Raw genomic sequence first — 20192 nt, forward strand, 5'->3', positions numbered from 1 at the left:
CCGAGCACGCACCGCCGAGCACCGAGCACCGTGCACTGTGCACCACGATCGGCATCGCTCAGCGGTCGAGATCGGCCTGCAACAGCACGTCGTCGGAATCGAGGGCGCGGATGTCCACCATCGATATCCGGTCGATGGGCAGGTCCGTCGATCCGTCCGCACGGATGTCGGTGCCCGGCTTCGCCGTCCAGCTCGAGACCAGCCGGGCGTCGCCTGCATCATCGGTGACATAGAGGCCGTAGCGGTCGGATGCCGCGGACCCGCCTGTGCCGGCCGTCGAACCGGGCTTCCCGTACCGGTCGCCCGCGGTGCCGTCTCCCCCGTTCTCCGCGTCTCCGGCGACATCGGTGTACTGGCAGTGCGTCGAGAAGGCGGTCCCCCAGGACTTCCCGACCACTCGCACGTCGGCGCTCAGCGCGGTCTGGCCGGTGCTGTCGAGGTGGAGCGTCTCAGCCCGCACAGCCGGAGGACTCCCCACACCGCCGAGGGAGAGCACCAAGGCCACTGTCGCAGCCACTGCAGCGAGTGCAGCCACCATGACGAACCGACGACCACGGCGGCGACCGCGCGGCGACGGCGAGATGACGTCACGCTGAGGGGTCGGGGTCTGAGTGGGAGGCTGCGCGGGGGCGACACCGGACGGCTCTGGCGCTCCACCGACCGGCTCGGGCACGGCACGCGCCGCCTCGGCCGCTTCGGCGCCTCCGGCATCCGGAATCTCCTCCATCGACACCTTCGACAGCAGTCCGGGCATTCCGGCGACCTCGGCGACGGCGGCGCTGCAGCGGGGACAGGTCGCGAGGTGCGCCTCGTACTCGAGTCGTTCCCGCGTGCTCAACGCGCCCAGCACGTAGGCGGCGTCCCAGTCCGAGAAGGCGTCGATCGTCGCGCTCATCGGCCCGTCACCCCCCGCTCCTGAAGGGCGAGCCGCAGGGCGCGCAGCGCGTAGTGCAGCCGTGACTTGACGGTCCCGCTCGGCACGCCGAGCTCGTCGGCTGCCTCGGCCACGGAGCGCCCGCCGTAGTAGACGATCACGAGAACCGCTCGGTGATCACGGCTCAGCTCTCCGATCGCGTCTGCGATCAGCCAGCGGTCGAGGGCGGCATCAGTCGCATCCGCCTCCATGACCTCGGGAACGTCGTACACGGCGAACTCCTGCTGCACGCGCGCGCTCCTCCTGTCGTCGATCACGAGATTGCGAGTGACGGTGAACAGCCAGGCGCGTGCCGAATTCTCGGACTGGTCGAGGATCTCCGGACGCCGCCAGGCCCGCAGCATGACCTCCTGCACGATGTCGTCGGCGAGGGCCCTGTCGCCGGTCAGCCGCACGACGTAGCGCCACAACGCCGGGGCATGCTCCTCCTGGATGACGCGCAGGGCCTCGGCCCGTTCATCGCCCATGAGAGACACCTCCGTCGTTAACACGAACGTCCACCGCCATCGGTTCAGATTCCCGAGTCGACGACATCGGTTGAACCATTCACGGGGCTGCACCGTGTTCCCGGTAGACCCATCTTCCTCGCCTCCGCCTCCGGGCGGAACAGCAGTCCCAGTCCGGCCCCATCCCGTCACAACGAGAGGATCGCCCTCATCATGACCGAGCAGAAGATCATCACCCGCCGCTCAGCACTCGTCATCGGCGGTGCCGGAGCGAGCGCCATCGCCCTCGCGGCGTGCACGCCCGGAACCGAGACGGGGTCTGCGCCGTCCGATTCGGCGACGGATGCGGCCACGCCGGCACCGTCATCGTCGACCGGCAGCACACCTGACGCTGGAGCCACGTCGGGAACCGAGGTCGCGAAGCTCGCCGACATCCCCGTCGGCGGTTCGATCGACGCGAAACTCGGCGGCGACCCGATCGTGCTGGCGCAGCCGACCGCCGGAGAAGTCGTGGGATTCAGCGCGATCTGCACCCACCAACAGTGCGTCGTGGCGGCGGCTGAGACGGAGTTCGACTGCCCGTGCCACCAGTCCCGCTTCGACGCGGCAACCGGGGAGCCCTTCCCCGGGAGCAAGGCGCTGACCGGCCTCGCGAAGCTCACCATCACCGTCGACGGCGACACCGTGCTCGCAACGGCCTGAGCCGGCGGCATCCGTCAGCATGGACTACTCCTTCAGCGGACTCCCGCTTCACATCCTCCTCGTGCACGCCGTTGTCATCGTGGTTCCCGTCGCCGCGATCGTGGTGCTCCTGGCCGCCGTGTGGCCACGCGCACGGCGATGGCTCGGACTGGCGACGCCCATACTCGGTGTCCTCGCCGCGGCTCTGGTCTACGTGGCGAAGGAGGCGGGCGAATGGCTGAAGGATCGCCTGCCCGACTCCCCGCTCATCCAGGAGCACGCCGAGCTCGGCGACACCCTGTTGCCGTGGGCCATCGCCCTGGCCGTCCTCTCCATCGCCGTGTACTTCTGGTATCTCGTGATCGGGCGGCGCGCCGATGACAGCGCGCCCTCGCCTGCTGTGCGACGGATCGTCGCGATCATCCTGGCTGTCGCCGCCGTGGTCGTGGTGCCGGCGGGCATCATCACCACGGTGATCATCGGGGAGTCGGGCTCGCGCGCCGTCTGGGAGGGATCATTCAGCGACACCCCGCTCGAGAAGTGAGCCCGGGTCCCGCGCCGTGGTCCCCGTACCGGGTGCCGGGCTCAGCGCGCCGGGCTGCGCTTCGTGAAGGCGACGGGCACGTCGAGATAGGGAGTCCACGACGCCCGCTCGTGGTCGCTGATGCGGCGCGGCCGACCGGATGCGGCATCCACGAGAACGATCGTGGTCGCCGCCCGTGCATAGAGCACAGCGGGCTCGACACCGGCGGGTGAGTACACCTCGTAGCAGACCTCGAGGCTGGCACCGCCCATGCGTCCGATCCACAGCTGCACGTCGAGCGGAAGCCGCTGATACGGCACCTGCGCCAGGTACTCGACCTCCTGACGGGCGATGATGGTGAGCGTGCCCGCCCCGGGGCGGCCGTCGAGCACCGCGGTCGAGGCACCGACGGCGGTGTCGCCGTCGACGGCCTCATCCGTCTCCCAGAACGCCTGGATGCGCGCCTCCTCGAGGAGGCGCAGCATCGAGGCGTTGTTGACGTGGGCGTAGGCGTCGAGATCGCTCCAGCGCAACCGGATGGGAACGTTGAGCCTCACGAGTCGACCCGACCGATCAGTCGCGGGTGAGCTTGCGGTAGGTCGAGCTGTGCGGCTTCGCCGCGTCGGCGCCGAGACGCTCGATCTTGTTCTGCTCGTAGGACTCGAAGTTGCCCTCGAACCAGTACCAGTTGCCCGGGTCCTCCTCGGTGCCCTCGTAGGCGAGGATGTGCGTGGCGATGCGGTCGAGGAACCACCGGTCGTGGGTGATGACCACGGCGCAGCCGGGGAACTCCAGCAGTGCGTTCTCGAGGCTGGACAGGGTCTCGACGTCGAGGTCGTTGGTGGGCTCATCGAGGAGCAGCAGGTTGCCGCCCTGCTTGAGCGTGAGGGCCAGGTTCAGGCGGTTGCGCTCACCACCGGAGAGCACGCCGGCCGGCTTCTGCTGGTCTGGACCCTTGAATCCGAAGGTTCCGACGTAGGCGCGCGACGGCACCTCCATCTTGCCGACCTGGATGTAGTCGAGACCGTCGGAGACGACCTCGAACAGCGTCTTCGTGGGATCGATGCCACCGCGCGTCTGGTCGACGTAGGAGATCGAGACCGTCTCGCCGACCTTCACCTCTCCGGCATCCGCCGGCTCGAGGCCGACGATGGTCTTGAACAGCGTGGTCTTTCCCACACCGTTGGGGCCGATGATGCCGACGATGCCGTTGCGCGGAAGCGAGAAGCTGAGGCCGTCGATGAGGGTGCGGTCGCCGAAGCCCTTCTTGAGGTTCTTGACCTCGAGAACGATGGCGCCGAGACGCGGTCCCGGCGGAATCTGGATCTCCTCGAAGTCGAGCTTCTTGGTGCGCTCGGCCTCAGCGGCCATCTCCTCGTAGCGGGCGAGACGGGCTTTCGACTTGGCCTGACGGCCCTTGGCGTTCGACCGCACCCAGTCGAGCTCCTCGGAGAGACGCTTGGAGAGCTTCGCGTCCTTCTTGCCCTGGACGGCGAGACGTTCCTGCTTCTTCTCGAGGTAGGTCGAGTAGTTGCCCTCGTACGGGTACAGGCGGCCGCGGTCGACCTCGGCGATCCACTCCGCGACGTGGTCGAGGAAGTACCTGTCGTGGGTCACGGCGAGCACGGCGCCGGGGTACTTGGAGAGGTGCTGCTCGAGCCAGAGCACGCTCTCGGCGTCGAGGTGGTTCGTCGGCTCGTCGAGCAGGAGCAGGTCCGGCTTCTGGAGCAGGAGCTTGCACAGTGCGACGCGGCGCTTCTCACCACCGGAGAGGTGGCCGATCATCTCGTCGCCGGGCGGGCAGCGGAGCGCGTCCATGGCCTGCTCGAGCTGCGAGTCGAGGTCCCAGGCGTCGGCGTGGTCGATCTCCTCCTGCAGGGTGCCCATCTCTGCGAGCAGTGCGTCGAAGTCCGCGTCGGGCTCTGCCATCGCGAGGGAGATCTCGTTGAAGCGATCCACCTTCGCCTTGATCGGTCCGACGCCCTCCTGCACGTTCTCGAGCACGGTCTTGGTCTCGTCGAGAACGGGCTCCTGCATCAGGATGCCGACGGAATAGCCCGGCGTCAGTTTGGCCTCGCCGTTGGACGGCGTGTCGAGTCCGGCCATGATCTTGAGGATCGTGGACTTTCCGGCACCATTCGGACCCACGACACCGATCTTGGCGCCGGGGATGAACGCCATCGTGACGTCGTCGAGGATGAGCTTGTCGCCCACGGCCTTGCGGGCGCGGACCATCGAGTAAATGTAATCGGCCATAGCGCCTACCAGTCTATGGGGCGCGTCTCCCCCAGCAGACAGGCCCCCTGGCCGGATGGTGCGACCACCTGGCTGTGGTAGCCGCCGGATGCGGGCCCGTACTGTCCGATGAGGCACTCGCCGTTGAACAGCACAGACCACTGGATGCTGTCCGCCTGGAGGTCCACGGCGGTTCGGTCGGGAGTGACCTGCATCGCGGCCTTGTCGAACCCACCCGCGACCAGGGCGTCGATGAACTCCCGCCCGCCTGCTGCGGCGTTCGCGACGATCACGGCGTTGTTGACCTGGTCGAAGTAGTCGAGGTTCTCGCCGGCCGAGAGCCCGGGCGCCAACTGCGGCACGGCCGGAGCTGTGGCGGTCGATGATGGAGCCGGAGCCGCGGTGGTCGGCGCCCGGGTCGGCGTCGGCGTTGCGGTCGACCCCGTGGTCGTGCACGCGCTCAGGGCGATGGATGCCGCCGCTGCAAGCACTGCTCCGGCCGCGATCCGATTCCGTCGACGCACGCCCCACTCTTCTCCGCCACCCCACGGAGGCACGACCCGAGTCTACGGTCGGTGCTAGAACGGCGTGTCCTCGACTCCGGCGGTCGCCAGCGCCTGGGATTCGGTGGACGCTGTCATCGGAGTCCCCCATCCCGGCGTGCGTTCGGCCTCGACGCCCCCTGTCACCCCGTCGGGAGTCGCGTGCGCGCCCTGCTGACCCGAGGCGACCGACGATTCCGGCCGCGCCGCCTTGGAGTAGGCGCTGGTGCCCCAGGCGAGGTTATGCCCGATGGCGTCGGCCTCGAGATCGACAGCCGTGCCGCGGCCCTTCTCGGTCTCCCAGGTGCGAACGCGCAGTCTGCCCGTCACGACCACGTTCTCTCCTCGATGCACCGATTGCTCCACGTGCTCGCCGAGGGCGCGGAACGCCTCGACGGTGAACCAGCTCGGGTCGGCCTCGACCCACTCGCTCTTCTTGCGGTCGAAGTAGCGCTCGCTCGCCGCAACGCGGAAGGTCACCTTGCGAGCCCCGCCGGGAAGGATCGTCGCCGTCGGCTCGGTGCCGACGTTCCCGACGATCGTGATGCTGTTCGTATAGCTGTTCATGCTGTCCTCCGACTCCTCCCAGTCCCCGGCCCATGCCGCGGGACGCGGCCCGGATCCGGCGCTTCCGTGCCTGAGTCCGCCCGAGCGGGCCGCGTCCGACCATGCTGGCTGCATCCGGAACACTCGCTCGTCGGGATCCTCGCCCCGTCGAACCCTCGCCGTCGCCTGCACGCTGGGGAGGAGCCATGACGGCCACCGGTGTGGGTGGCGAGCCCTAGGCTGACCTCATGCCATATGTAGCCGCTCCCACCCGCTATGACGAGATGACCTACCGCCGCACCGGCCGCAGCGGCCTGAAGCTCCCCGCACTGTCGCTGGGGCTCTGGCACAACTTCGGCGACGAGCGGTCGACCGACGTTCAGCGCGCCACCCTGCGCCGCGCGTTCGACCTCGGGATCACGCACTTCGACCTCGCCAACAACTACGGCCCGCCCTACGGCTCGGCCGAGACCAACTTCGGCCGCATCTTCGCCGAGGACTTCCGTGCCTATCGCGACGAGGTGATCATCTCGAGCAAGGCCGGCTACGACATGTGGCCCGGCCCCTACGGCGACTTCGGTTCGCGCAAGTACCTGCTCTCCTCGCTCGACCAGTCGCTCGGCCGCCTGGGCCTCGATTACGTCGACATCTTCTACTCGCACCGCCCCGACCCCGAGACTCCCATCGAGGAGACCATGGGTGCACTCGCCAGCGCCGTGCACCAGGGCAAGGCGCTCTACGTCGGAATCTCGAACTACGACCCCGAGCAGACCCGGGCGGCAGCAGCCGCCCTGGCCGAGCACAAGATCCCGCTGACGATCCACCAGCCGCGCTACTCCATGTTCGATCGCCACATCGAGGACGGCCTCTTCCCCGTGCTCGATGAGCTGGGAACGGGCAGCATCGTCTTCTCCCCGTTGGCCCAGGGCCTGCTCACCGACCGCTATCTCGACGGCACCGTGCCGGCAGACTCGCGCGCGGCGACCAGCCGCTTCCTCTCGGAGGACAGCATCGACTCCGACTACCTCGAGCGACTTCGGGGGCTCAAGACCGTGGCCGATGGCCGGGGTCAGTCGATCGCCCAGCTCGCCCTCTCCTGGGTTCTCCGACACTCGACGGTCACCAGTGCCCTCGTGGGCGCGTCGAGCGTGGCGCAGCTCGAGCAGAACGTCGCCGCGCTCGAGGCGCCGGCGCTCACCGCCGAGGAGATCGCAGCGATCGAGCCCTTCGCCGTGCACGGCACCGGCCAGCGCTAGAGGGTGGGCTACCTCTACGCCTTGGTGGCCGCTCTGCTGTTCGGCATGAACGGATCCGTCACCAAGGTGATCGTGGAGGCTGGCATCACGCCGGCGCAGCTGACGTTCTGGAGGGTGGCATCCGTCACCGTCATCGCTGGAGCGATCCTGCTGGTCACCAATCGACGGGCCTTCCGCATCACGCCGCGGCAGCTCGCCGTCATGGCCGCTCTCGGCATCTTCGGCGTCGCGCTGCTGCAGTGGACGTACGCCGTGGCCGTGAGCCTGCTCCCCGTCGGCATCGCGCTCCTGCTCGAGTACCTCGCGGTGCTCGCCGTCGCGGTGATAGCCCGTGCGGTCTTCAAGGAGAGGGTGAAGCCGCGCATCTGGGCGGCGATCGCACTCGTCCTCATCGGTCTCGCCGTCGTGGCCCAGATCGGTCAGTCGACCCTCAATATCGTCGGCGTCGCCTTCGCCCTCGCCGCGGCCGCCACCCTGACCGTGTACTTCGTGGTCGGCGAACGCCAGGTGGGAGCGACATCGCCGCTCGCCGTCGGATTCTGGTCGATGGGCTTCGCCGCGGTCTTCTGGGGCGTTCTCAGCGGCTGGTGGGAGGTGGACCCGGCGCTGCTCGGTTCCACGGTGTCGCTGGGCGGCAACCTGGCCGGGCTGAGCGTGCCCCTCGCGATCCCGCTGCTCTGGAATGCTGTTCTCGGCTCGTTCGCGCCCTTCCTGCTCTCGCTCCTGGCGCTCAAGCACCTCACCGCGACGGCGGCCGGCATCACGGCGTCGTCCGAGGTCCTGTTCGCATTCGGCGTCGCCTGGCTCTGGCTGGGCGAGACACTGACCGTCGTGCAGTTGCTCGGCGTCGCCTTGGTCACCGTCGGTATCGTGCTGGCCCAGACGGCGCGAGCCGGCAAGGTGCTCGATGCCGATCTCGCGACCGGAACCCTGGCGGCTGAACGGCTGTTCTGAGGGCTGATCTTCGCGCCCGAACGGATGTCGGTGGTCGCTTCTACCCTGATGGGACAGAAGAATCCACCAGGGCCGGCGCACACGAGGAGACAGCATGACAGCAACGATCGAGATCCGCTCCCTCCGTCCCGGCACCGCTCTCGACGCACGCGTACCGGGCCTGCAGTTCACTCCGGTGCGCGCCGACCTGTGGCGGGTCGTCACCGACCGTGGAGACGTCCGCGGCCACATCGAACGCGTCGGCAGCGGAGAACTCGGGCGCTTCACAGCGCGCCTGGCGCGTGCCGGCGCCCGCTCCGTCTCACTCGGTGAGTTCTGGACGGCTCAGTCCGCTGCGGAGTGCTTCGCGTAGCGCTCACGCGTGACGCCTGTTGCGAAGGCGCCTTCGGCCACGCCGGGCAGTGATCCCCGGCATCCGTCTTCCCCGCGGGTAAAGTGCGCCACATGCAGTGGATCACGGACTTCTTCAACTGGCTCTTCTCGGATGACGCACGCCCCACGCTCTTCGCGGCCGGAGTGCTCGTCGTCGCCATGGTGCTCTCGGCGCTGCTCGCAGCGTGGGTGGCACGCACCGCCATCCGCAGTCTCATCGACCAGCGCGACCGTGAGGTGAAGGCGACGGCCATCGCCGCCCTGATCGACGCCGCCACCGAATCGTCGGTGTGGAACTCGCTCACCCCGCAGGAGCAGATCCTCGCCGATCGCGCCGTCGGCGAGGCCGACATCCGCGTGCGCATGCTCCCGATCCGCGGCGCCGCCGTCGCGGCCGACTGGGCCGCGCACCAGCTGCACGAGATGAAGCGCGCGTCGGCGACGTTCGGCTACGAGCTCGAGCCGGCGGTCGTCGAGTTCCGGGACCGTCTCGTCGACTGGCAGAAGCGTCCGGCGCGCGCCCGCAAGCTCTTCCAGACCGACCTCGAACGGTGGAAGGTCATGAACACCGCCGCCGAGAAGGCCCTGCTCGCCGAACAGGATGCCTGGGTCGCGGAGCAGCACCACCAGCAGTTCGAACCGGCGGCGCCGACGACGCCGTACACGCCCGCGATGGCACCATCGGCGCCCACGCCGGCGTCCGCACCCTCGACCGAGACCCAGCGTCTTCTCGACGACGTGTCTGCGCTGCCGACCCGCCGCAGGGACGACGACCGCACCGACGTGATCACGACGCCCTAGGCATCCGAGTCCGATCAGCGACGACGAAGGGAGGGCGGGCCGAAGCGGCCCACCCTCCCTTCGTCTTCGCTCCGCCGTGTTCAGCGGGCGGGCTTCCACCAGGTGTCGAAGGGGCTGACCGGGTCGCGGCGCTTGTGCTGGGTCGCCAGGTAGCGATTCTCGATCGCGACGGCAACACTGTCGGCAACCTCCCGCCCCTCGAGGAAGTCGTCGATGTCGGTGTAGCTGAGCCCCAGGTTGGCCTCGTCGGTCTGGCCGGGGTTCTCGTCGAGGAGATCGGCCGTCGGCGCCTTCTCGGAGAGCCTGTCCGGCGCCCCGAGGTGCTGGAGGATGGCACGGCCCTGCCGCTTCGTCAGCCCAGACAACGGCAGGATGTCGGCACCACCGTCTCCGAACTTGGTGAAGAAGCCCGTCGCAGCCTCGGCGGCGTGGTCGGTCCCCACGACCAGCAGACCGCGCTGACCGGCGATGGCGTACTGCGCGATCATGCGCGCGCGGGCCTTCACGTTGCCCTTGTTGAAGTCGGACAACGGCTCGTCCAGCGCATCGGCGAACTCGGCGGCGAACGCATCCGCGCTCGCCTGGATGTTGAACTCGGCTCGGCTCTGAGGCTGGATGAAGTCCAAGGCGAGCTGGGCGTCGGCCTCATCGGCCTGCACCTTGTACGGCAGACGCACCGCGATGAAGGCCGCATCAGTGCCCTCGGCAGCGAGTCTCTCCACCGCCAGTTGGCAGAGTCGACCGGCCAGGCTCGAGTCCTGCCCGCCGCTGATGCCCAGGACGAAGCCGCGGGTGCCGGCGCGCCTGGAGTACTCCGCGAGGAAGTCGACCCGCCGCTCCACCTCCGCGGCGGGATCGATCGTCGCCTGCACGTTCAATTCCTGGATGATCTGTGCCTGAAGCTCTCGCATGCTTCGAATCTACTGCGCGCTCGTTTCGGACTCGTTACCCTTCCGGATAGTCCATCGCGATGATCGTGGCGCTCCACGGGCAATAGGTGTCGCTCGTGAGGGTCTCGTCCTCGACGAAGGAGGGCAGCCCGTCGCACACCTCTGTCGTGACATCGGCGAACTCGAGGGTGTTCGGATCGATGTGCCACGTCCAGCCCGTGTTCACCTCGGGCTCGGGTCGCACGATCTTCCCCACGGGGATGGCCGCGAGGTCCTCGCCGTCGAAGAGCCGCTGCGCGTGGTCGATGAGCTCAGGGGTGACGAGTTCGATGCGGAAGGTCTCGCCGACCACCTGGAAGGTGGCGACCGGGCGGCCGGAGCCCGCGCGCTCCTCCGCGCCGCATCCGGCCAGGCTGGCGACGCTGGCGATGGCGACGATCGCCGCTGTGATCGGGAGCACGTTCCTTCGTCGCATCACCCCAGTGTGGCGGTTCTCCCTTCGATTCAGAACCGGCAAGCCGCCCTGCCGCTATCATCCGAGGGAACGGCCACGCTGGCACGGTCTGGAGAAACGTATGGACGACCTCTCGTTGAGCTCGATGGTGCTGGTGCCGGCCATCGCCGTCGCCGCGCCCCTTCTCGCACGGCTCTTCGGACGCCTGGTCCCCGTGCCGCTCGTCGTCTTCGAGATCCTCCTCGGGCTGCTTCTCGGACCGGCGGTGCTCGGTTGGGTGCATCCGGGTGGCTTCCTGGAGATCCTGTCGCAGTTCGGGCTCGCCATGCTGTTCTTCCTCGCCGGCAACGAGATCGACTTCGCCACGATCAAGGGGCGGCCGATGAAGCGCGCCACCCTCGGCTGGCTGATCTCCCTCGTCGCCGGGGTGCTCGTCGGAATCGTCCTCGCCCCGACGTTCGGCGCCGGCATCTTCATCGGGGTCGCGCTCACCTCGACGGCGTTGGGCACCCTGCTTCCCGTGCTGCGGGATGCCGGCGAGCTGAAGACCCCGTTCGGCATCGCCGTCCTCGCGGTCGGCGCAATCGGTGAATTCGGACCGCTCCTGGCGATCTCGCTGTTCCTCGGCGGCCGGTCGCCCGGTGTCGCGGCCGTCGTCCTCATCGCCTTCGCGGCCATCGCCGGACTCGCGATCTGGCTGGCGGCACGCGGATACGGTCGCAGGCTGCACCGCATCATCACCTCGACGATCCACACGAGCGGCCAGTTCGCCGTGCGTCTGGTGATGCTGACGCTGTTCGCGCTGGCCGCCCTCAGCATCCTCTTCGGGCTCGACATGCTCCTCGGGGCGTTCGCCGCCGGCATCCTGTACCGACTGCTGCTGACGGGGGCACCGGAGAAGGACGCCGAGGCGATCGAGTCGAAGCTCGAAGCCGTCGGCTACGGGTTCCTGGTTCCGGTGTTCTTCATCGACACCGGGCTCTCCTTCGACCTGGCCGCGCTGCTCGGCGATTCGCGCAACGTACTCCTCGTCCCGATCTTCCTGCTGCTCTTCCTCGTGGTGCGCGGGCTGCCGAGTGTCATAGCCGCGCCTCCCGGCGCCGCTCGCGCCGACCGGATCTCCATCGGGCTCCTGGGTGCCACCGCGCTGCCGATCATCGTGGCGGTGACCAACATCGGAGTCAGTCAAGGGGACCTGACCACGGGCACCGCAGCCGCGCTCGTCGGCGCCGGCCTGCTGAGCGTGCTCCTGTTCCCGCTCCTCGGATTGGGCGCCCGCAAGCGCTCGCCTGATTACGCCCCCGCTCCCCCGCAGAAGGACGCGTTCATCGCCGAGGAGGGCTGAGCAACTGAGGCTTCGACCACGCTGACTTCACCCCGTCATGAAGCGGTCGTGCCATGACGCACCGAGCCGGACGAGGGTGGCGATCGTATGGCAGTTGGCGCATCGCACCTCGCACTTGGCGATCTCGGCCGTGATCGACGCGAGGCTGCGTCCGACGCGGATCATCGTGCTGACTGCATTCAGCTTCTCGCCGCGAACGTGATCGAACTGGAGAACGCGGATGTCTGTGGTGCCGCAATCCACGCACCCGGACGCGAACGTCTCCGCGACGAGGGTCCGTGCCTGATCGCGCCGGGCGTCACGAGAACGTCGCACGTTGTCCATGTGACGGTCACGATTGTCGAGATAGTGCTGATGCTGGCACGCCCGGCAATACGAGTGCAGGCCATCGCCGGTCTTGGTCGACGCGTTGAACTCGGATACCGGCTTCTCCTCCGAGCATCGGAAGCATCGCTTCATGGCGGGCACGCTACCGGTGCCCGACGACATCTCTACCGGCGCTGAGAGTGCCTCCGGCAGGAATCGAACCCGCGACACAAGGGGTAGAAACCCTCTGCTCTATCCGCTGAGCTACGGAGGCAACCGCTCCAGTGTATTCGCAGCAGGCCCGTCAGAGCGCTTTCGCCGCGGCGACGAGGACCTGCGCCAGAGTGGGTACGCCGGCGGCCCGGAAGACCTCGGTGCCGTCAGCCGAGCGCACGATCATGGTGGGGGTGGACCTGATGTTCTCTGCCTCTGCGGCATCCATGTTGTTGGCCACGTCGAACTCGGCGACCTCGGCGTCGGGAACGAGCCGCGCCGCCTCGGCGACGATGGCCCTGGTCTGCATGCACGGCTCGCAGAAGGCGGATGTGTAGAGCTCGAGCAGCATGGTTCCAGTCTACGGAGCGCGACCGGCGAATCGCGTGTCGCCGGTCGCACGTAGACTCGCCTCATGAGCAGTGGTGTAGATCGACTCGTCTGGGTCGACTGTGAGATGACCGGACTCGACCTCGCCGTCGACGAACTCGTGGAGATCGCGATCGTGATCACCGATTACGACCTGAAGCCACTCGACGAGGGCATCAGCATCGTGATCAAGCCAGACGACAGCGCCCTCGAGACCATGGGCGACTTCGTGCGCAACATGCACACGGAATCCGGGCTCATCGAAGAGATCCCCCACGGGGTGAGCGTCGCGGATGCCGAGTACCAGGCCATCGAATACGTGCTGAAGCATGTGCCCGCCGACGCGAAGGCTCCTCTCGCCGGGAACAGCATCGGCACCGACCGCACGTTCCTGCATGCCTTCATGCCGCGGCTCGACGCCCAGCTGCACTACAGGGTTGTCGACGTGTCCTCCATCAAGGAGCTCGCCCGGCGCTGGTTCCCGCGCATCTACTTCAACGCACCCCCGAAGGCCGGCGGCCACAGGGCACTGGCCGACATCCTCGAGTCGATCCGCGAGCTCGAGTACTACCGTCGCGCCATGTTCGTGCCCGAGCCCGGGCCCACCTCCGAGGAGGCTCAGGCGGCCGCGGCATCCGTCGTGTCGGATTTCACCTCCCGGGTGTAATACACTTCTCTAGTTGCCTTTCGCGCAGCGCCGGTCTTCCGGAGCTCGTCGGCAGGCGCATGGTGGGTATAGCTCAGTTGGTAGAGCGCCTGGTTGTGGTCCAGGAGGTCGCGGGTTCAAGCCCCGTTACTCACCCAGTGAAGGCCCCGGAGAGATCCGGGGCCTTTCCCATACGTTGAGAACGTGGATGTGGATGGAGGCCGACGTGGCGAACCGCACCAGCACGGCGCGAGTCGTGGACATCGCCGTAACAGTGCTCCTGATGCTCGTCTCGATCGCGCTGGCCCTGGCCTTCTTCTCCGCCGGACTGCTCTGGGCGCTCGACTCCAGTCCGAACACCATCGGATTCGTTCTCGGCGTCTACGGCCCGATCCTGGCCGCCATCGCCGGTGTCATCGTCGGGATCATCATGCTCGTTCGCGACCGCAGCGGGATCGTCGCCCCCTTCGCCGCCATCGTGCTGTCGATAGCCCTGTGGTGGATCGGCAGCGCCCTCGTGGCTGCATGACACGATGAGCCCATGGAACTGAACGCGGAGGAATTCGAAGCGCTCGTCATCGACGAGCTCGACGAGCTTCCCGACGACATGGTCGACGGACTCGACAACGTGATCTTCGTCGTGGAGGACCGCCCCGAAGACGGCTCGCTCGACCTCCTCGGCCTCTACGACGGCGTGGCTCTCACCGAGCGCGGCCAGTACGGCTTCGGCGAAATGCCCGATCGCATCATCCTCTACCGCGAGCCGCTGCTCGCGATCTGCGACGACGAGGACGCGCTCCGCGACGAGATCCACATCACCCTCGTGCACGAGATCGCTCACTTCTACGGAATCGACGACGACCGCCTGCACGACCTCGGCTGGGCTTGACCTCCGCAGAGTGTGGCGGTCGGCCGAGACCGATGCGCCGGGTTAACCTGATGGCATGGACTTCCGCCCCGGCCGATTCTTCGGCATCCTCATCGGCGTGGTCGTCATCCTCGGGATCGGCGTGTACGGCCCGGTGACCTTGTTGGCACCGCTCCCGGCTGTGACCGCCGAGGTGCTCAGCCCCGCCAATCCCGCATCCGACGCGAAGCCACCCACCCTCCCGTCCGACGGAGCCAGTGCGGTGATCGCCGTCGGCGAGAGCACGCCCTTCGCAGTCGCCGGAACGCCGGATGCCGTTCCGATCGCCGGCATCGCGAAGGTGATCGCCGCGCTCGTCACCATCGAGGAGAAGCCCCTGGCGGTCGGCAAGGCCGGCGACAAGATCACCATCGCAACCGCCGACTACGCCGGCTACATCGAGTACAGCAAGGAGGGCGCACGCACCCTCCCCGTCTTCCGCGGCGAGAAGTGGACGGAGCAGCAGGTGCTGCAGGCCGTCCTGCTCGGCTCCAGCAACAACCACGCCGACACCCTCGTGCGGTGGGCGTTCGGATCTGTCGACGCCTACGTCGAGACCGCCAACGCGTGGCTCGCGAAGAACGGCATGAAGAACACCACAGTCGCCGACGCCACGGGCCTCAGCGGCGACACTGTCGGAACAGCATCCGACGCCGCCGTGCTCGGCGCGCTCCTGAGCGAGCAGCCGACCCTGCACGACATCCTGTCGAAGCCAGCCACCGCCCTGGTCAATGCCCGCGGGGTGGAGAACACGACAGACTTCTTCTCGGACCTCGGCGTGTTCGGCATCTCGCGGAGCTTCACCGACCCCGCAGGCGTCTGCTATCTGTTCACGAAGACAATCGGAGAGGGTGATTCAGCCGTCACAGTCTCGGGCGCCTTCATCCGCCAGCCCGACTACGACACCCTGGCGAGCGGAATCGCCGCATTCGCGGAGAGCGCCGAGACGAGCGCGGAACCCGTCGACGTGATCTCCGAGTCCACCGCCTACGTCCACTTCCGTGCGCCGTGGGGCGCCCAGGCCGACGGAGTCACCGGCAAGGCCGTCACGAGGTCCGCCTGGAAGTCCGGTTCGTCATCGACGACCGTCGAGGTCGACGAGTTCAGCACGAAGTCGGAGGGCGCGCTCGTCGGTCACGTGCGCGTCGGCGACGGGGCGGCATCCGTGGCCCTGAAGCTCTCGAAGCCCATCCGGGATCCCGGCCTGGGCTGGAGGCTCATGAATCCGATCCCGATGGTGCAGTCGCTCATCGAGTCGCAGACGTCTGGCTCCGAAGCCGCGGAGCAGTAGAGGCGCCCACATTCAGGCCGACTGCCGCGATCGCGCGACAGCCGACCAGCCGATCACGAGATCGGCTGATCGGCTGGTCGGCTCATCGCATCAGACTCAGAAGGTCTCGTCCTCGGACTCGACGGGGTCGGAGTCGCCGGAGTCGAAGGTGTAGCGCACGTGCAGCTGGTCGTTGACCTGACGCTCGTCTCCGGCGTCGTACCAGAACAGCGACTCCAGGCCGTCGACGGCGGCGACCATGCCGATGCGCTTCTCGGCGGATCCGCCGATGAGGACGCGGGTCTCGACCTCGCCCTCGAGGGGTCCGTCGGTGAACTCGGCGATGTACGAGACGTCTGGTGTAGTCATCCCTCCAACTTACTCGTCTCAGTCGCTGCGCACTCGCACGTCGGCACGGGTTGACGGATGCTCCAGTTCCACGTACCGCCGCCATTGGGAGTCCCATTCGTCCCAGTGCGCGTCGAAGGCCCCGCCATCCCGATCCAGCGCACGGCGTTTGCGCACCGCATCCGATGCCTCGATCCAGATCCCGATGCTGCCCAGCGCCGCACCGGTGGCCGTGAGAGTGCCGCAGCCCTCCACGATGAGCGATCGGGACGCCGGCACCTCGTGCCACTCGGCTGGAGCATCGCGTGTCCAGTCCCAGCGCCGCCACCCACCAGCACGCCCCGTTGATCGCGGAGCCAACAACTCCGTTGAGACAGCGGCAGAGGCGGCACCCAAGCCCGACCAGCCCGGATAGATGTCGTCGAGCCGCACGAGGACGGGCCTGTTCGCGGCGTCGCGCCATGCGCCTCGGAGGCTGTCGGCGAAGGTCGACTTCCCCGACCCACTCGGTCCGTCGATGAGCACCGTGACCGGATGCTGTGCCGTCGCCACCCGATCCAGCACGTGCTCGAGCGCCGCACTCGGGTCGACCCACTCAGGCAAGGACGAAGCTCCAGGTGCCAGCCCAGACCGCCGCGGCGACGGCCAGGATGGCGATGGCGGCCCCGATCATCACCAGGACCACTTCACGCCCGCCGAACGTCGATGGCCTGGCCCAACTGCGCTCGACGTCGTCGGCGCCGAATCCCCTGGCCTCCATCGCCGTCGCGAGCTTGCTGCCTCGCCGCACCGAGATCACGAGCATGGCGAACGCCTGACCCGCGAAGCGGCGAAGAGCGCCGACGGGGCCCCGCGCATCCGCGACCCCCCGCGCCCGACGTGCGAGGCCGAGAGAGCGCCAGTCCTCGATGCCGAGGCCGACGAGCCGCAGCCCGGCCAAGGCCCCGAGCACGAAACGGGAGGGCAGCCGCACCACCTGGGCGAGGCCGTCGGCGAGGTCGGTGGGGTCGGTGGTGGCGAGCAGCACGATGCCCGGCAGCCCGATCGCCAGCACACGCAGCATGATCGCGAGGCCGAGCCCGAGCGAGCCCTCTGTGACCGTGATGAATCCCCACTGCCAGAGAACGGCACCGGAGTCGACGCCGTAGAGCACCGTGGTGAGTCCGGCCAGCGGTGCAGCGATCCAGAGCGGAGACGTGCGGAGCCAGAACTGACGAGCACTCAGACCGGCGAAGCCGAGCAGCACGGCCTCGAGCGCCAGCGCGACGGCGGCGGACACCACGTCGATCGAGAGCAGAAGCGTGATGCTGATGAGCAGGGCGGCCGCAAGCTTGGCGACGGGGTTGATGCGCGCCACGAGGCTGGGCCTGATCGTCGGAGTCAGAAGGCTCACCGCGCCACCTCCGCGATCGAGCCGGACGTGAACGAGAACTCGGCGTCGGCTATGGCATCGACCACATGCTGGTCGTGGGTGACGGCGACGACGGCGGTCCCGTCGTCGAGCAGGTCGGCGAGCAGCGCGATCAGCTCTGCCCACGTGTTCGCGTCCTGTCCGAATGTGGGTTCGTCGAGCACGAGCATCCGGGGCACCGTCGCGAGCACTGTGGCCACGGAGAGCCGGCGCTTCTCCCCACCGGAGAGCGTGAAGGGGTTCGCCTCGGCGAGACGGCTCAGTCTCAGCCGTTCGAGCAACCCGTCCGCCCGTGCCGTCGCCGTGGCCGCATCGAGTCGGAGCGCCCGCGGTCCGACGAGCAGTTCAGCACGCACGGTCGGTGCGAGGAACTGATGCTCCGGGTCCTGGAACACCGTGCCGATCCGCGGCAGCAGTTCACGACTGCGCCAGCGGTGCGGCGACGCATCCAGACCCGCCGCGAGCACCGGGTTCGCGTGCACGGAGCCCGAGACCGGCGCCAGCAGTCCGGCGATCGTCAGCGCCGTGGTGGACTTGCCCGAGCCGTTCGCGCCGGTGAGTGCGAGAGCCCGCCCGGCTGCCACACCGAATCCGATGCCGGAGGCCGCGATCTCCGGCCGTCGAGAGGCGAACGGCGTTCGTCCGACGGCGAGATCGGCGACGGTGAGAACGGATGCCGCAGGCCCGGATGCGCGCCGCCGCACCGGTGCGCGGGGAGGACGACCAGGGACCCACACGCCGGCGGCGGCGAGGCGCTCACCCTGTGCGGCCATCACGGCGTCTGGCGAGCCGTCGGCGAGCAGGCCTCCGGCCGGATCGAGCACGATCATCCGGTCGACGACCGGCAGCCAGACGTCCACCCGGTGCTCCACGACGATGAGCGTCGCGCCGGAGCCGGCGATGGACCTCTCGACGGCATCCCGAACCTCGCGCACGCCGTCGGGGTCGAGATTCGCCGTCGGCTCATCGAGCAGCACGAGGCCCGGGCGCATCGCCAGCACGCCGGCCAGGGCCAGCCGTTGCTTCTGGCCACCGGAGAGCGCCGAGGTCGGGGCATCGAGGGGCAGCTCGAGTCCGACCTGGTCCAGTGCCTCGCCGACGCGTCGCCAGATCTCGTCGCGTGGAACTCCGAGGTTCTCGCATCCGAAGGCGACGTCGTCACCCACGCGCGCCAGCACCAACTGCGAGTCCGGATCCTGCAGCACGAGCCCGGCGCGGCCCCGCCGGTCACGCGGATCCGCCCCGTCGATCGCGAGTCGGCCGATCTCCTCACCCTCGTCGTCGCCGCCGAGCACCCCGGCCAGAGCCGCGAGCAGCGTGCTCTTTCCCGCACCGGACGGGCCGAGGAGGAGAACCCGCTCCCCCGGCTCGATGACCAGGTCGAGCCCCGAGACGGCGTGCGAACGGCGGCCGGCATGACGCCACCCCCATCCGTCCGCCGTCACGCGGGCTCCGGATCGGCTCGTCACAGCGCGGCGGCATCCGTTTCGATGGATCGTGTCTCCCGGCCCGCCGCGAACCTGCTGAGCGCACCGGTGCGTGCGAGACCCCGCATCGCGAACCACGAGAGCAGTCCGGCCAGGACGACGCCCGAGACCACGGCCGACACGATGTAGACGAGCTTGTACTGCAGCTCGAGGGCGGCGTAGCTCGTGAACGTCGTGTCGAGCAGGCCGACGGCCACACCCGCTCCGGCGCCGGCGAGCAGGGCGACACCCAGGCTGAAGCTGCGATACAGGAAGATGGCGAAGACGATCTCGGCTCCGAGGCCTTCGATGAGACCCCAGATGAGTGTGGAGAAGCCCCACTGCGTTCCGATGATCATCGACACGACGGCTGCCACCAGTTCGGTGTAGATCGCCGCACCCGGTTTGCGGATGACGAGCCCGCCGAGCACCCCGGCGAAGAGCCATCCGCCGGCGAGCAGGCCCTCGAGCCCCGGCGTGAAGGCGAGAACTCCCGAGAGTGGGGTCCACGCGAGGCCCCAGGCCCAGAAGATGACCCCAGACGCGACGCCGATGACACTGGCGACGACGATGTCGACGACCCTCCATCGGAAACGACCCGGTCGGGATGTGCGGGTCGACCTCGTCGAGTCGACGTCGGAGATGGTGCTGTTCGTGTTCTGCACTGTCGTGCCCTTTCGCTGAAGCGGAAAAGAGGGCACGGGAATTGAGATGATCTGCCTCCCTGCGCTGGCATGATCCAGATCAGGTTCGACGGTCGAAGGTTGAGAACCTTCCTCTCAGCCCGGCATACCGGACTCCCGTGTTCGAGACCGAGTCTAGACCCACGCGTGCTGCGGTGGCGTCAGGCTGCAGTCTCGCGACGTCTCCAGCGCGGGAAGCGGGTCAGTGCTTGAGCGCGCGGATGATCCGGCGCAGCGCCCAGCCCGCGACGGCGACGAAGGGCACGCCGACAGTGAGCAGCGCGATGGTGTTCGGCTCGAAGCGGGTGCTGCTCCCCCGGCTGATGTAGGCGCCGATCGGGATGGAGTATCCCCCTCCGCCGCCGCCGGAACCGACGCCCTTGAGGTTGGCGACCTTGGAGTGGCCCGTCGCCTCGTCGATGCTGCCACCGCCGAAGCCGTACCAGACGATGGCGACCGGGACGATGGTCGAGCCTCCGAGTTCGACAGGAGACCCGTAGGCCGCCTGCACTCCGAAGTCCTTGGCCGAATCAGCGAGCTGTGCAACGAGGTTGGTCATGGATTCACGCTACCCCGCCCTCCCCTGGGGCGGTA

At 68.3% G+C, this 20192-nt stretch carries 27 protein-coding genes, 2 tRNA genes and 1 riboswitch; of the genes, 12 read left to right on the forward strand and 17 right to left on the reverse strand.

Annotated elements, in window-relative coordinates; genetic code table 11:
* Positions 1-58 precede the first annotated feature (58 nt).
* Positions 59-895, reverse strand: a complete 837-nt coding sequence (locus tag ASC59_RS04845) for a zf-HC2 domain-containing protein (RefSeq protein WP_055818940.1) — start codon at positions 893-895, stop codon at positions 59-61.
* Positions 892-1401, reverse strand: a complete 510-nt coding sequence (locus ASC59_RS04850) for a sigma-70 family RNA polymerase sigma factor (RefSeq protein ID WP_055818943.1) — start codon at positions 1399-1401, stop codon at positions 892-894. Before ASC59_RS04850 ends, ASC59_RS04845 begins: the two co-directional genes overlap by 4 nt.
* Positions 1402-1593: 192 nt before the next feature.
* On the opposite strand from ASC59_RS04850, the gene ASC59_RS04855 reads away from it, so the two are divergent.
* Together ASC59_RS04855 and ASC59_RS04860 are read left to right on the forward strand one after the other, a co-directional pair.
* The gene (locus ASC59_RS04855; RefSeq protein WP_055818946.1) at positions 1594-2082 is read left to right on the forward strand and encodes a Rieske (2Fe-2S) protein; all 489 of its coding nucleotides are present in this window, start codon (positions 1594-1596) and stop codon (positions 2080-2082) included.
* Positions 2083-2101: 19 nt separating this feature from the next.
* Positions 2102-2605: a DUF2231 domain-containing protein gene (locus ASC59_RS04860; RefSeq protein ID WP_055818948.1), complete on the forward strand. Its 504-nt coding sequence runs from the start codon at positions 2102-2104 to the stop codon at positions 2603-2605.
* Positions 2606-2646: 41 nt separating this feature from the next.
* Here ASC59_RS04860 and ASC59_RS04865 read toward each other — a convergent pair whose 3' ends face one another.
* Genes ASC59_RS04865 through ASC59_RS04880 form a run of 4 tightly spaced genes read right to left on the reverse strand, consistent with a single transcriptional unit; the run spans position 2647 to position 5928 of the window.
* A complete protein-coding gene (locus ASC59_RS04865) occupies positions 2647-3141 on the reverse strand; it encodes an acyl-CoA thioesterase (RefSeq protein WP_055818951.1) in 495 nt (164 codons plus the stop codon).
* A gap of 16 nt (positions 3142-3157) precedes the next feature.
* The gene (gene ettA, locus ASC59_RS04870) at positions 3158-4840 is read right to left on the reverse strand and encodes an energy-dependent translational throttle protein EttA (protein ID WP_055818954.1); all 1683 of its coding nucleotides are present in this window, start codon (positions 4838-4840) and stop codon (positions 3158-3160) included.
* A gap of 5 nt (positions 4841-4845) precedes the next feature.
* The gene (locus tag ASC59_RS04875; protein WP_235492573.1) at positions 4846-5376 is read right to left on the reverse strand and encodes a DUF6993 domain-containing protein; all 531 of its coding nucleotides are present in this window, start codon (positions 5374-5376) and stop codon (positions 4846-4848) included.
* A gap of 21 nt (positions 5377-5397) precedes the next feature.
* On the reverse strand, positions 5398-5928 hold the full coding sequence (locus ASC59_RS04880) for a single-stranded DNA-binding protein (protein ID WP_162243171.1): 531 nt from the start codon (positions 5926-5928) through the stop codon (positions 5398-5400).
* Between the two features lie 227 nt (positions 5929-6155).
* Between ASC59_RS04880 and ASC59_RS04885 the strand changes: the two genes are divergently transcribed.
* The 4 genes from ASC59_RS04885 to ASC59_RS04900 all read left to right on the forward strand — a co-directional run bounded on the left by ASC59_RS04885 (position 6156) and on the right by ASC59_RS04900 (position 9290).
* A complete protein-coding gene (locus ASC59_RS04885; protein WP_055818963.1) occupies positions 6156-7163 on the forward strand; it encodes an aldo/keto reductase in 1008 nt (335 codons plus the stop codon).
* A gap of 3 nt (positions 7164-7166) precedes the next feature.
* Positions 7167-8117, forward strand: a complete 951-nt coding sequence (locus tag ASC59_RS04890) for a DMT family transporter (protein ID WP_055818966.1) — start codon at positions 7167-7169, stop codon at positions 8115-8117.
* Positions 8118-8211: 94 nt separating this feature from the next.
* Positions 8212-8469, forward strand: coding sequence for a hypothetical protein (locus ASC59_RS04895; RefSeq protein WP_055818969.1), 258 nt, complete (start codon positions 8212-8214; stop codon positions 8467-8469).
* Between the two features lie 92 nt (positions 8470-8561).
* Positions 8562-9290 (forward strand): hypothetical protein, encoded by a 729-nt coding sequence (locus ASC59_RS04900; protein ID WP_055822848.1) that lies wholly within the window; start codon positions 8562-8564, stop codon positions 9288-9290.
* An 80-nt stretch (positions 9291-9370) separates the two neighbouring features.
* Here ASC59_RS04900 and nadE read toward each other — a convergent pair whose 3' ends face one another.
* Positions 9371-10201 (reverse strand): ammonia-dependent NAD(+) synthetase, encoded by an 831-nt coding sequence (nadE, locus tag ASC59_RS04905; RefSeq protein WP_055818971.1) that lies wholly within the window; start codon positions 10199-10201, stop codon positions 9371-9373.
* Between the two features lie 34 nt (positions 10202-10235).
* A complete protein-coding gene (locus ASC59_RS04910) occupies positions 10236-10655 on the reverse strand; it encodes a BP74-related protein (RefSeq protein ID WP_055818974.1) in 420 nt (139 codons plus the stop codon).
* A gap of 100 nt (positions 10656-10755) precedes the next feature.
* Here ASC59_RS04910 and ASC59_RS04915 point away from each other — a divergent pair, with 100 nt between their 5' ends.
* Positions 10756-11979, forward strand: a complete 1224-nt coding sequence (locus ASC59_RS04915) for a cation:proton antiporter (protein ID WP_055818977.1) — start codon at positions 10756-10758, stop codon at positions 11977-11979.
* A gap of 27 nt (positions 11980-12006) precedes the next feature.
* Here the strand turns inward: ASC59_RS04915 and ASC59_RS04920 are convergent, their stop codons facing one another.
* From ASC59_RS04920 to ASC59_RS04930, 3 genes are all read right to left on the reverse strand, one after another.
* Complete coding sequence (locus tag ASC59_RS04920; protein WP_055818979.1) at positions 12007-12468, reverse strand: hypothetical protein; 462 nt, start codon at positions 12466-12468, stop codon at positions 12007-12009.
* 18 nt (positions 12469-12486) lie between these two features.
* Positions 12487-12559: transfer RNA gene (locus ASC59_RS04925), tRNA-Arg, on the reverse strand.
* A 30-nt stretch (positions 12560-12589) separates the two neighbouring features.
* Entirely contained in the window at positions 12590-12850 is a 261-nt protein-coding gene (locus ASC59_RS04930) for a thioredoxin family protein (RefSeq protein ID WP_055818983.1), read from the reverse strand.
* A 63-nt stretch (positions 12851-12913) separates the two neighbouring features.
* On the opposite strand from ASC59_RS04930, the gene orn reads away from it, so the two are divergent.
* The 5 genes from orn (at position 12914) to ASC59_RS04955 (ending at position 15711) form a co-directional block, all read left to right on the forward strand.
* Positions 12914-13534, forward strand: a complete 621-nt coding sequence (gene orn, locus ASC59_RS04935) for an oligoribonuclease (protein WP_055818987.1) — start codon at positions 12914-12916, stop codon at positions 13532-13534.
* Between the two features lie 62 nt (positions 13535-13596).
* Positions 13597-13669 (forward strand) — tRNA-His (locus ASC59_RS04940).
* 70 nt (positions 13670-13739) lie between these two features.
* Positions 13740-14042 carry a hypothetical protein gene (locus ASC59_RS04945; RefSeq protein WP_157487919.1) on the forward strand — a complete coding sequence of 101 codons (303 nt, stop codon included), beginning with the start codon at positions 13740-13742 and terminating at the stop codon, positions 14040-14042.
* A gap of 12 nt (positions 14043-14054) precedes the next feature.
* The gene (locus ASC59_RS04950; protein ID WP_055818998.1) at positions 14055-14402 is read left to right on the forward strand and encodes a metallopeptidase family protein; all 348 of its coding nucleotides are present in this window, start codon (positions 14055-14057) and stop codon (positions 14400-14402) included.
* Between the two features lie 55 nt (positions 14403-14457).
* Positions 14458-15711 carry a D-alanyl-D-alanine carboxypeptidase family protein gene (locus ASC59_RS04955; protein WP_055819002.1) on the forward strand — a complete coding sequence of 418 codons (1254 nt, stop codon included), beginning with the start codon at positions 14458-14460 and terminating at the stop codon, positions 15709-15711.
* A 96-nt stretch (positions 15712-15807) separates the two neighbouring features.
* On the opposite strand, the gene ASC59_RS04960 is transcribed toward ASC59_RS04955, so the two are convergent.
* The 6 genes from ASC59_RS04960 to ASC59_RS04985 all read right to left on the reverse strand — a co-directional run bounded on the left by ASC59_RS04960 (position 15808) and on the right by ASC59_RS04985 (position 20157).
* On the reverse strand, positions 15808-16059 hold the full coding sequence (locus ASC59_RS04960) for a hypothetical protein (RefSeq protein WP_055819005.1): 252 nt from the start codon (positions 16057-16059) through the stop codon (positions 15808-15810).
* 18 nt (positions 16060-16077) lie between these two features.
* Positions 16078-16641 carry an ATP-binding protein gene (locus ASC59_RS04965; RefSeq protein ID WP_235492574.1) on the reverse strand — a complete coding sequence of 188 codons (564 nt, stop codon included), beginning with the start codon at positions 16639-16641 and terminating at the stop codon, positions 16078-16080.
* Positions 16634-17431, reverse strand: a complete 798-nt coding sequence (locus tag ASC59_RS04970; protein ID WP_055819008.1) for an energy-coupling factor transporter transmembrane component T family protein — start codon at positions 17429-17431, stop codon at positions 16634-16636. The genes ASC59_RS04965 and ASC59_RS04970 overlap by 8 nt, the downstream gene beginning before the upstream one ends.
* Complete coding sequence (locus ASC59_RS04975; RefSeq protein ID WP_200942330.1) at positions 17428-18918, reverse strand: ABC transporter ATP-binding protein; 1491 nt, start codon at positions 18916-18918, stop codon at positions 17428-17430. The genes ASC59_RS04970 and ASC59_RS04975 overlap by 4 nt, the downstream gene beginning before the upstream one ends.
* Positions 18915-19580, reverse strand: coding sequence for an ECF transporter S component (locus tag ASC59_RS17145; RefSeq protein ID WP_235492575.1), 666 nt, complete (start codon positions 19578-19580; stop codon positions 18915-18917). The genes ASC59_RS04975 and ASC59_RS17145 overlap by 4 nt, the downstream gene beginning before the upstream one ends.
* Before the next feature lie 39 nt (positions 19581-19619).
* A riboswitch (TPP riboswitch) is annotated at positions 19620-19729 on the reverse strand.
* Between the two features lie 71 nt (positions 19730-19800).
* The gene (locus ASC59_RS04985) at positions 19801-20157 is read right to left on the reverse strand and encodes a hypothetical protein (protein ID WP_055819011.1); all 357 of its coding nucleotides are present in this window, start codon (positions 20155-20157) and stop codon (positions 19801-19803) included.
* Positions 20158-20192 lie beyond the last annotated feature (35 nt).

Origin of the sequence: Leifsonia sp. Root1293, assembly GCF_001425325.1 — a bacterium.
Lineage (GTDB): Bacteria > Actinomycetota > Actinomycetes > Actinomycetales > Microbacteriaceae > Orlajensenia.

Bases quoted from the DNA above. Each gene is read 5' to 3' on its own strand.
- ASC59_RS04845 (WP_055818940.1), bottom strand. From the start codon at position 895: ATGAGCGCGACGATCGACGCCTTCTCGGACTGGGACGCCGCCTACGTG.
- ASC59_RS04850 (WP_055818943.1), bottom strand. From the start codon at position 1,401: ATGGGCGATGAACGGGCCGAGGCCCTGCGCGTCATCCAGGAGGAGCAT.
- ASC59_RS04855 (WP_055818946.1), top strand. From the start codon at position 1,594: ATGACCGAGCAGAAGATCATCACCCGCCGCTCAGCACTCGTCATCGGC.
- ASC59_RS04860 (WP_055818948.1), top strand. From the start codon at position 2,102: ATGGACTACTCCTTCAGCGGACTCCCGCTTCACATCCTCCTCGTGCAC.
- ettA (WP_055818954.1), bottom strand. From the start codon at position 4,840: ATGGCCGATTACATTTACTCGATGGTCCGCGCCCGCAAGGCCGTGGGC.
- ASC59_RS04880 (WP_162243171.1), bottom strand. From the start codon at position 5,928: ATGAACAGCTATACGAACAGCATCACGATCGTCGGGAACGTCGGCACC.
- ASC59_RS04885 (WP_055818963.1), top strand. From the start codon at position 6,156: ATGCCATATGTAGCCGCTCCCACCCGCTATGACGAGATGACCTACCGC.
- ASC59_RS04895 (WP_055818969.1), top strand. From the start codon at position 8,212: ATGACAGCAACGATCGAGATCCGCTCCCTCCGTCCCGGCACCGCTCTC.
- ASC59_RS04900 (WP_055822848.1), top strand. From the start codon at position 8,562: ATGCAGTGGATCACGGACTTCTTCAACTGGCTCTTCTCGGATGACGCA.
- nadE (WP_055818971.1), bottom strand. From the start codon at position 10,201: ATGCGAGAGCTTCAGGCACAGATCATCCAGGAATTGAACGTGCAGGCG.
- ASC59_RS04910 (WP_055818974.1), bottom strand. From the start codon at position 10,655: ATGCGACGAAGGAACGTGCTCCCGATCACAGCGGCGATCGTCGCCATC.
- ASC59_RS04915 (WP_055818977.1), top strand. From the start codon at position 10,756: ATGGACGACCTCTCGTTGAGCTCGATGGTGCTGGTGCCGGCCATCGCC.
- ASC59_RS04920 (WP_055818979.1), bottom strand. From the start codon at position 12,468: ATGTCGTCGGGCACCGGTAGCGTGCCCGCCATGAAGCGATGCTTCCGA.
- ASC59_RS04930 (WP_055818983.1), bottom strand. From the start codon at position 12,850: ATGCTGCTCGAGCTCTACACATCCGCCTTCTGCGAGCCGTGCATGCAG.
- orn (WP_055818987.1), top strand. From the start codon at position 12,914: ATGAGCAGTGGTGTAGATCGACTCGTCTGGGTCGACTGTGAGATGACC.
- ASC59_RS04950 (WP_055818998.1), top strand. From the start codon at position 14,055: ATGGAACTGAACGCGGAGGAATTCGAAGCGCTCGTCATCGACGAGCTC.
- ASC59_RS04955 (WP_055819002.1), top strand. From the start codon at position 14,458: ATGGACTTCCGCCCCGGCCGATTCTTCGGCATCCTCATCGGCGTGGTC.
- ASC59_RS04960 (WP_055819005.1), bottom strand. From the start codon at position 16,059: ATGACTACACCAGACGTCTCGTACATCGCCGAGTTCACCGACGGACCC.
- ASC59_RS04985 (WP_055819011.1), bottom strand. From the start codon at position 20,157: ATGACCAACCTCGTTGCACAGCTCGCTGATTCGGCCAAGGACTTCGGA.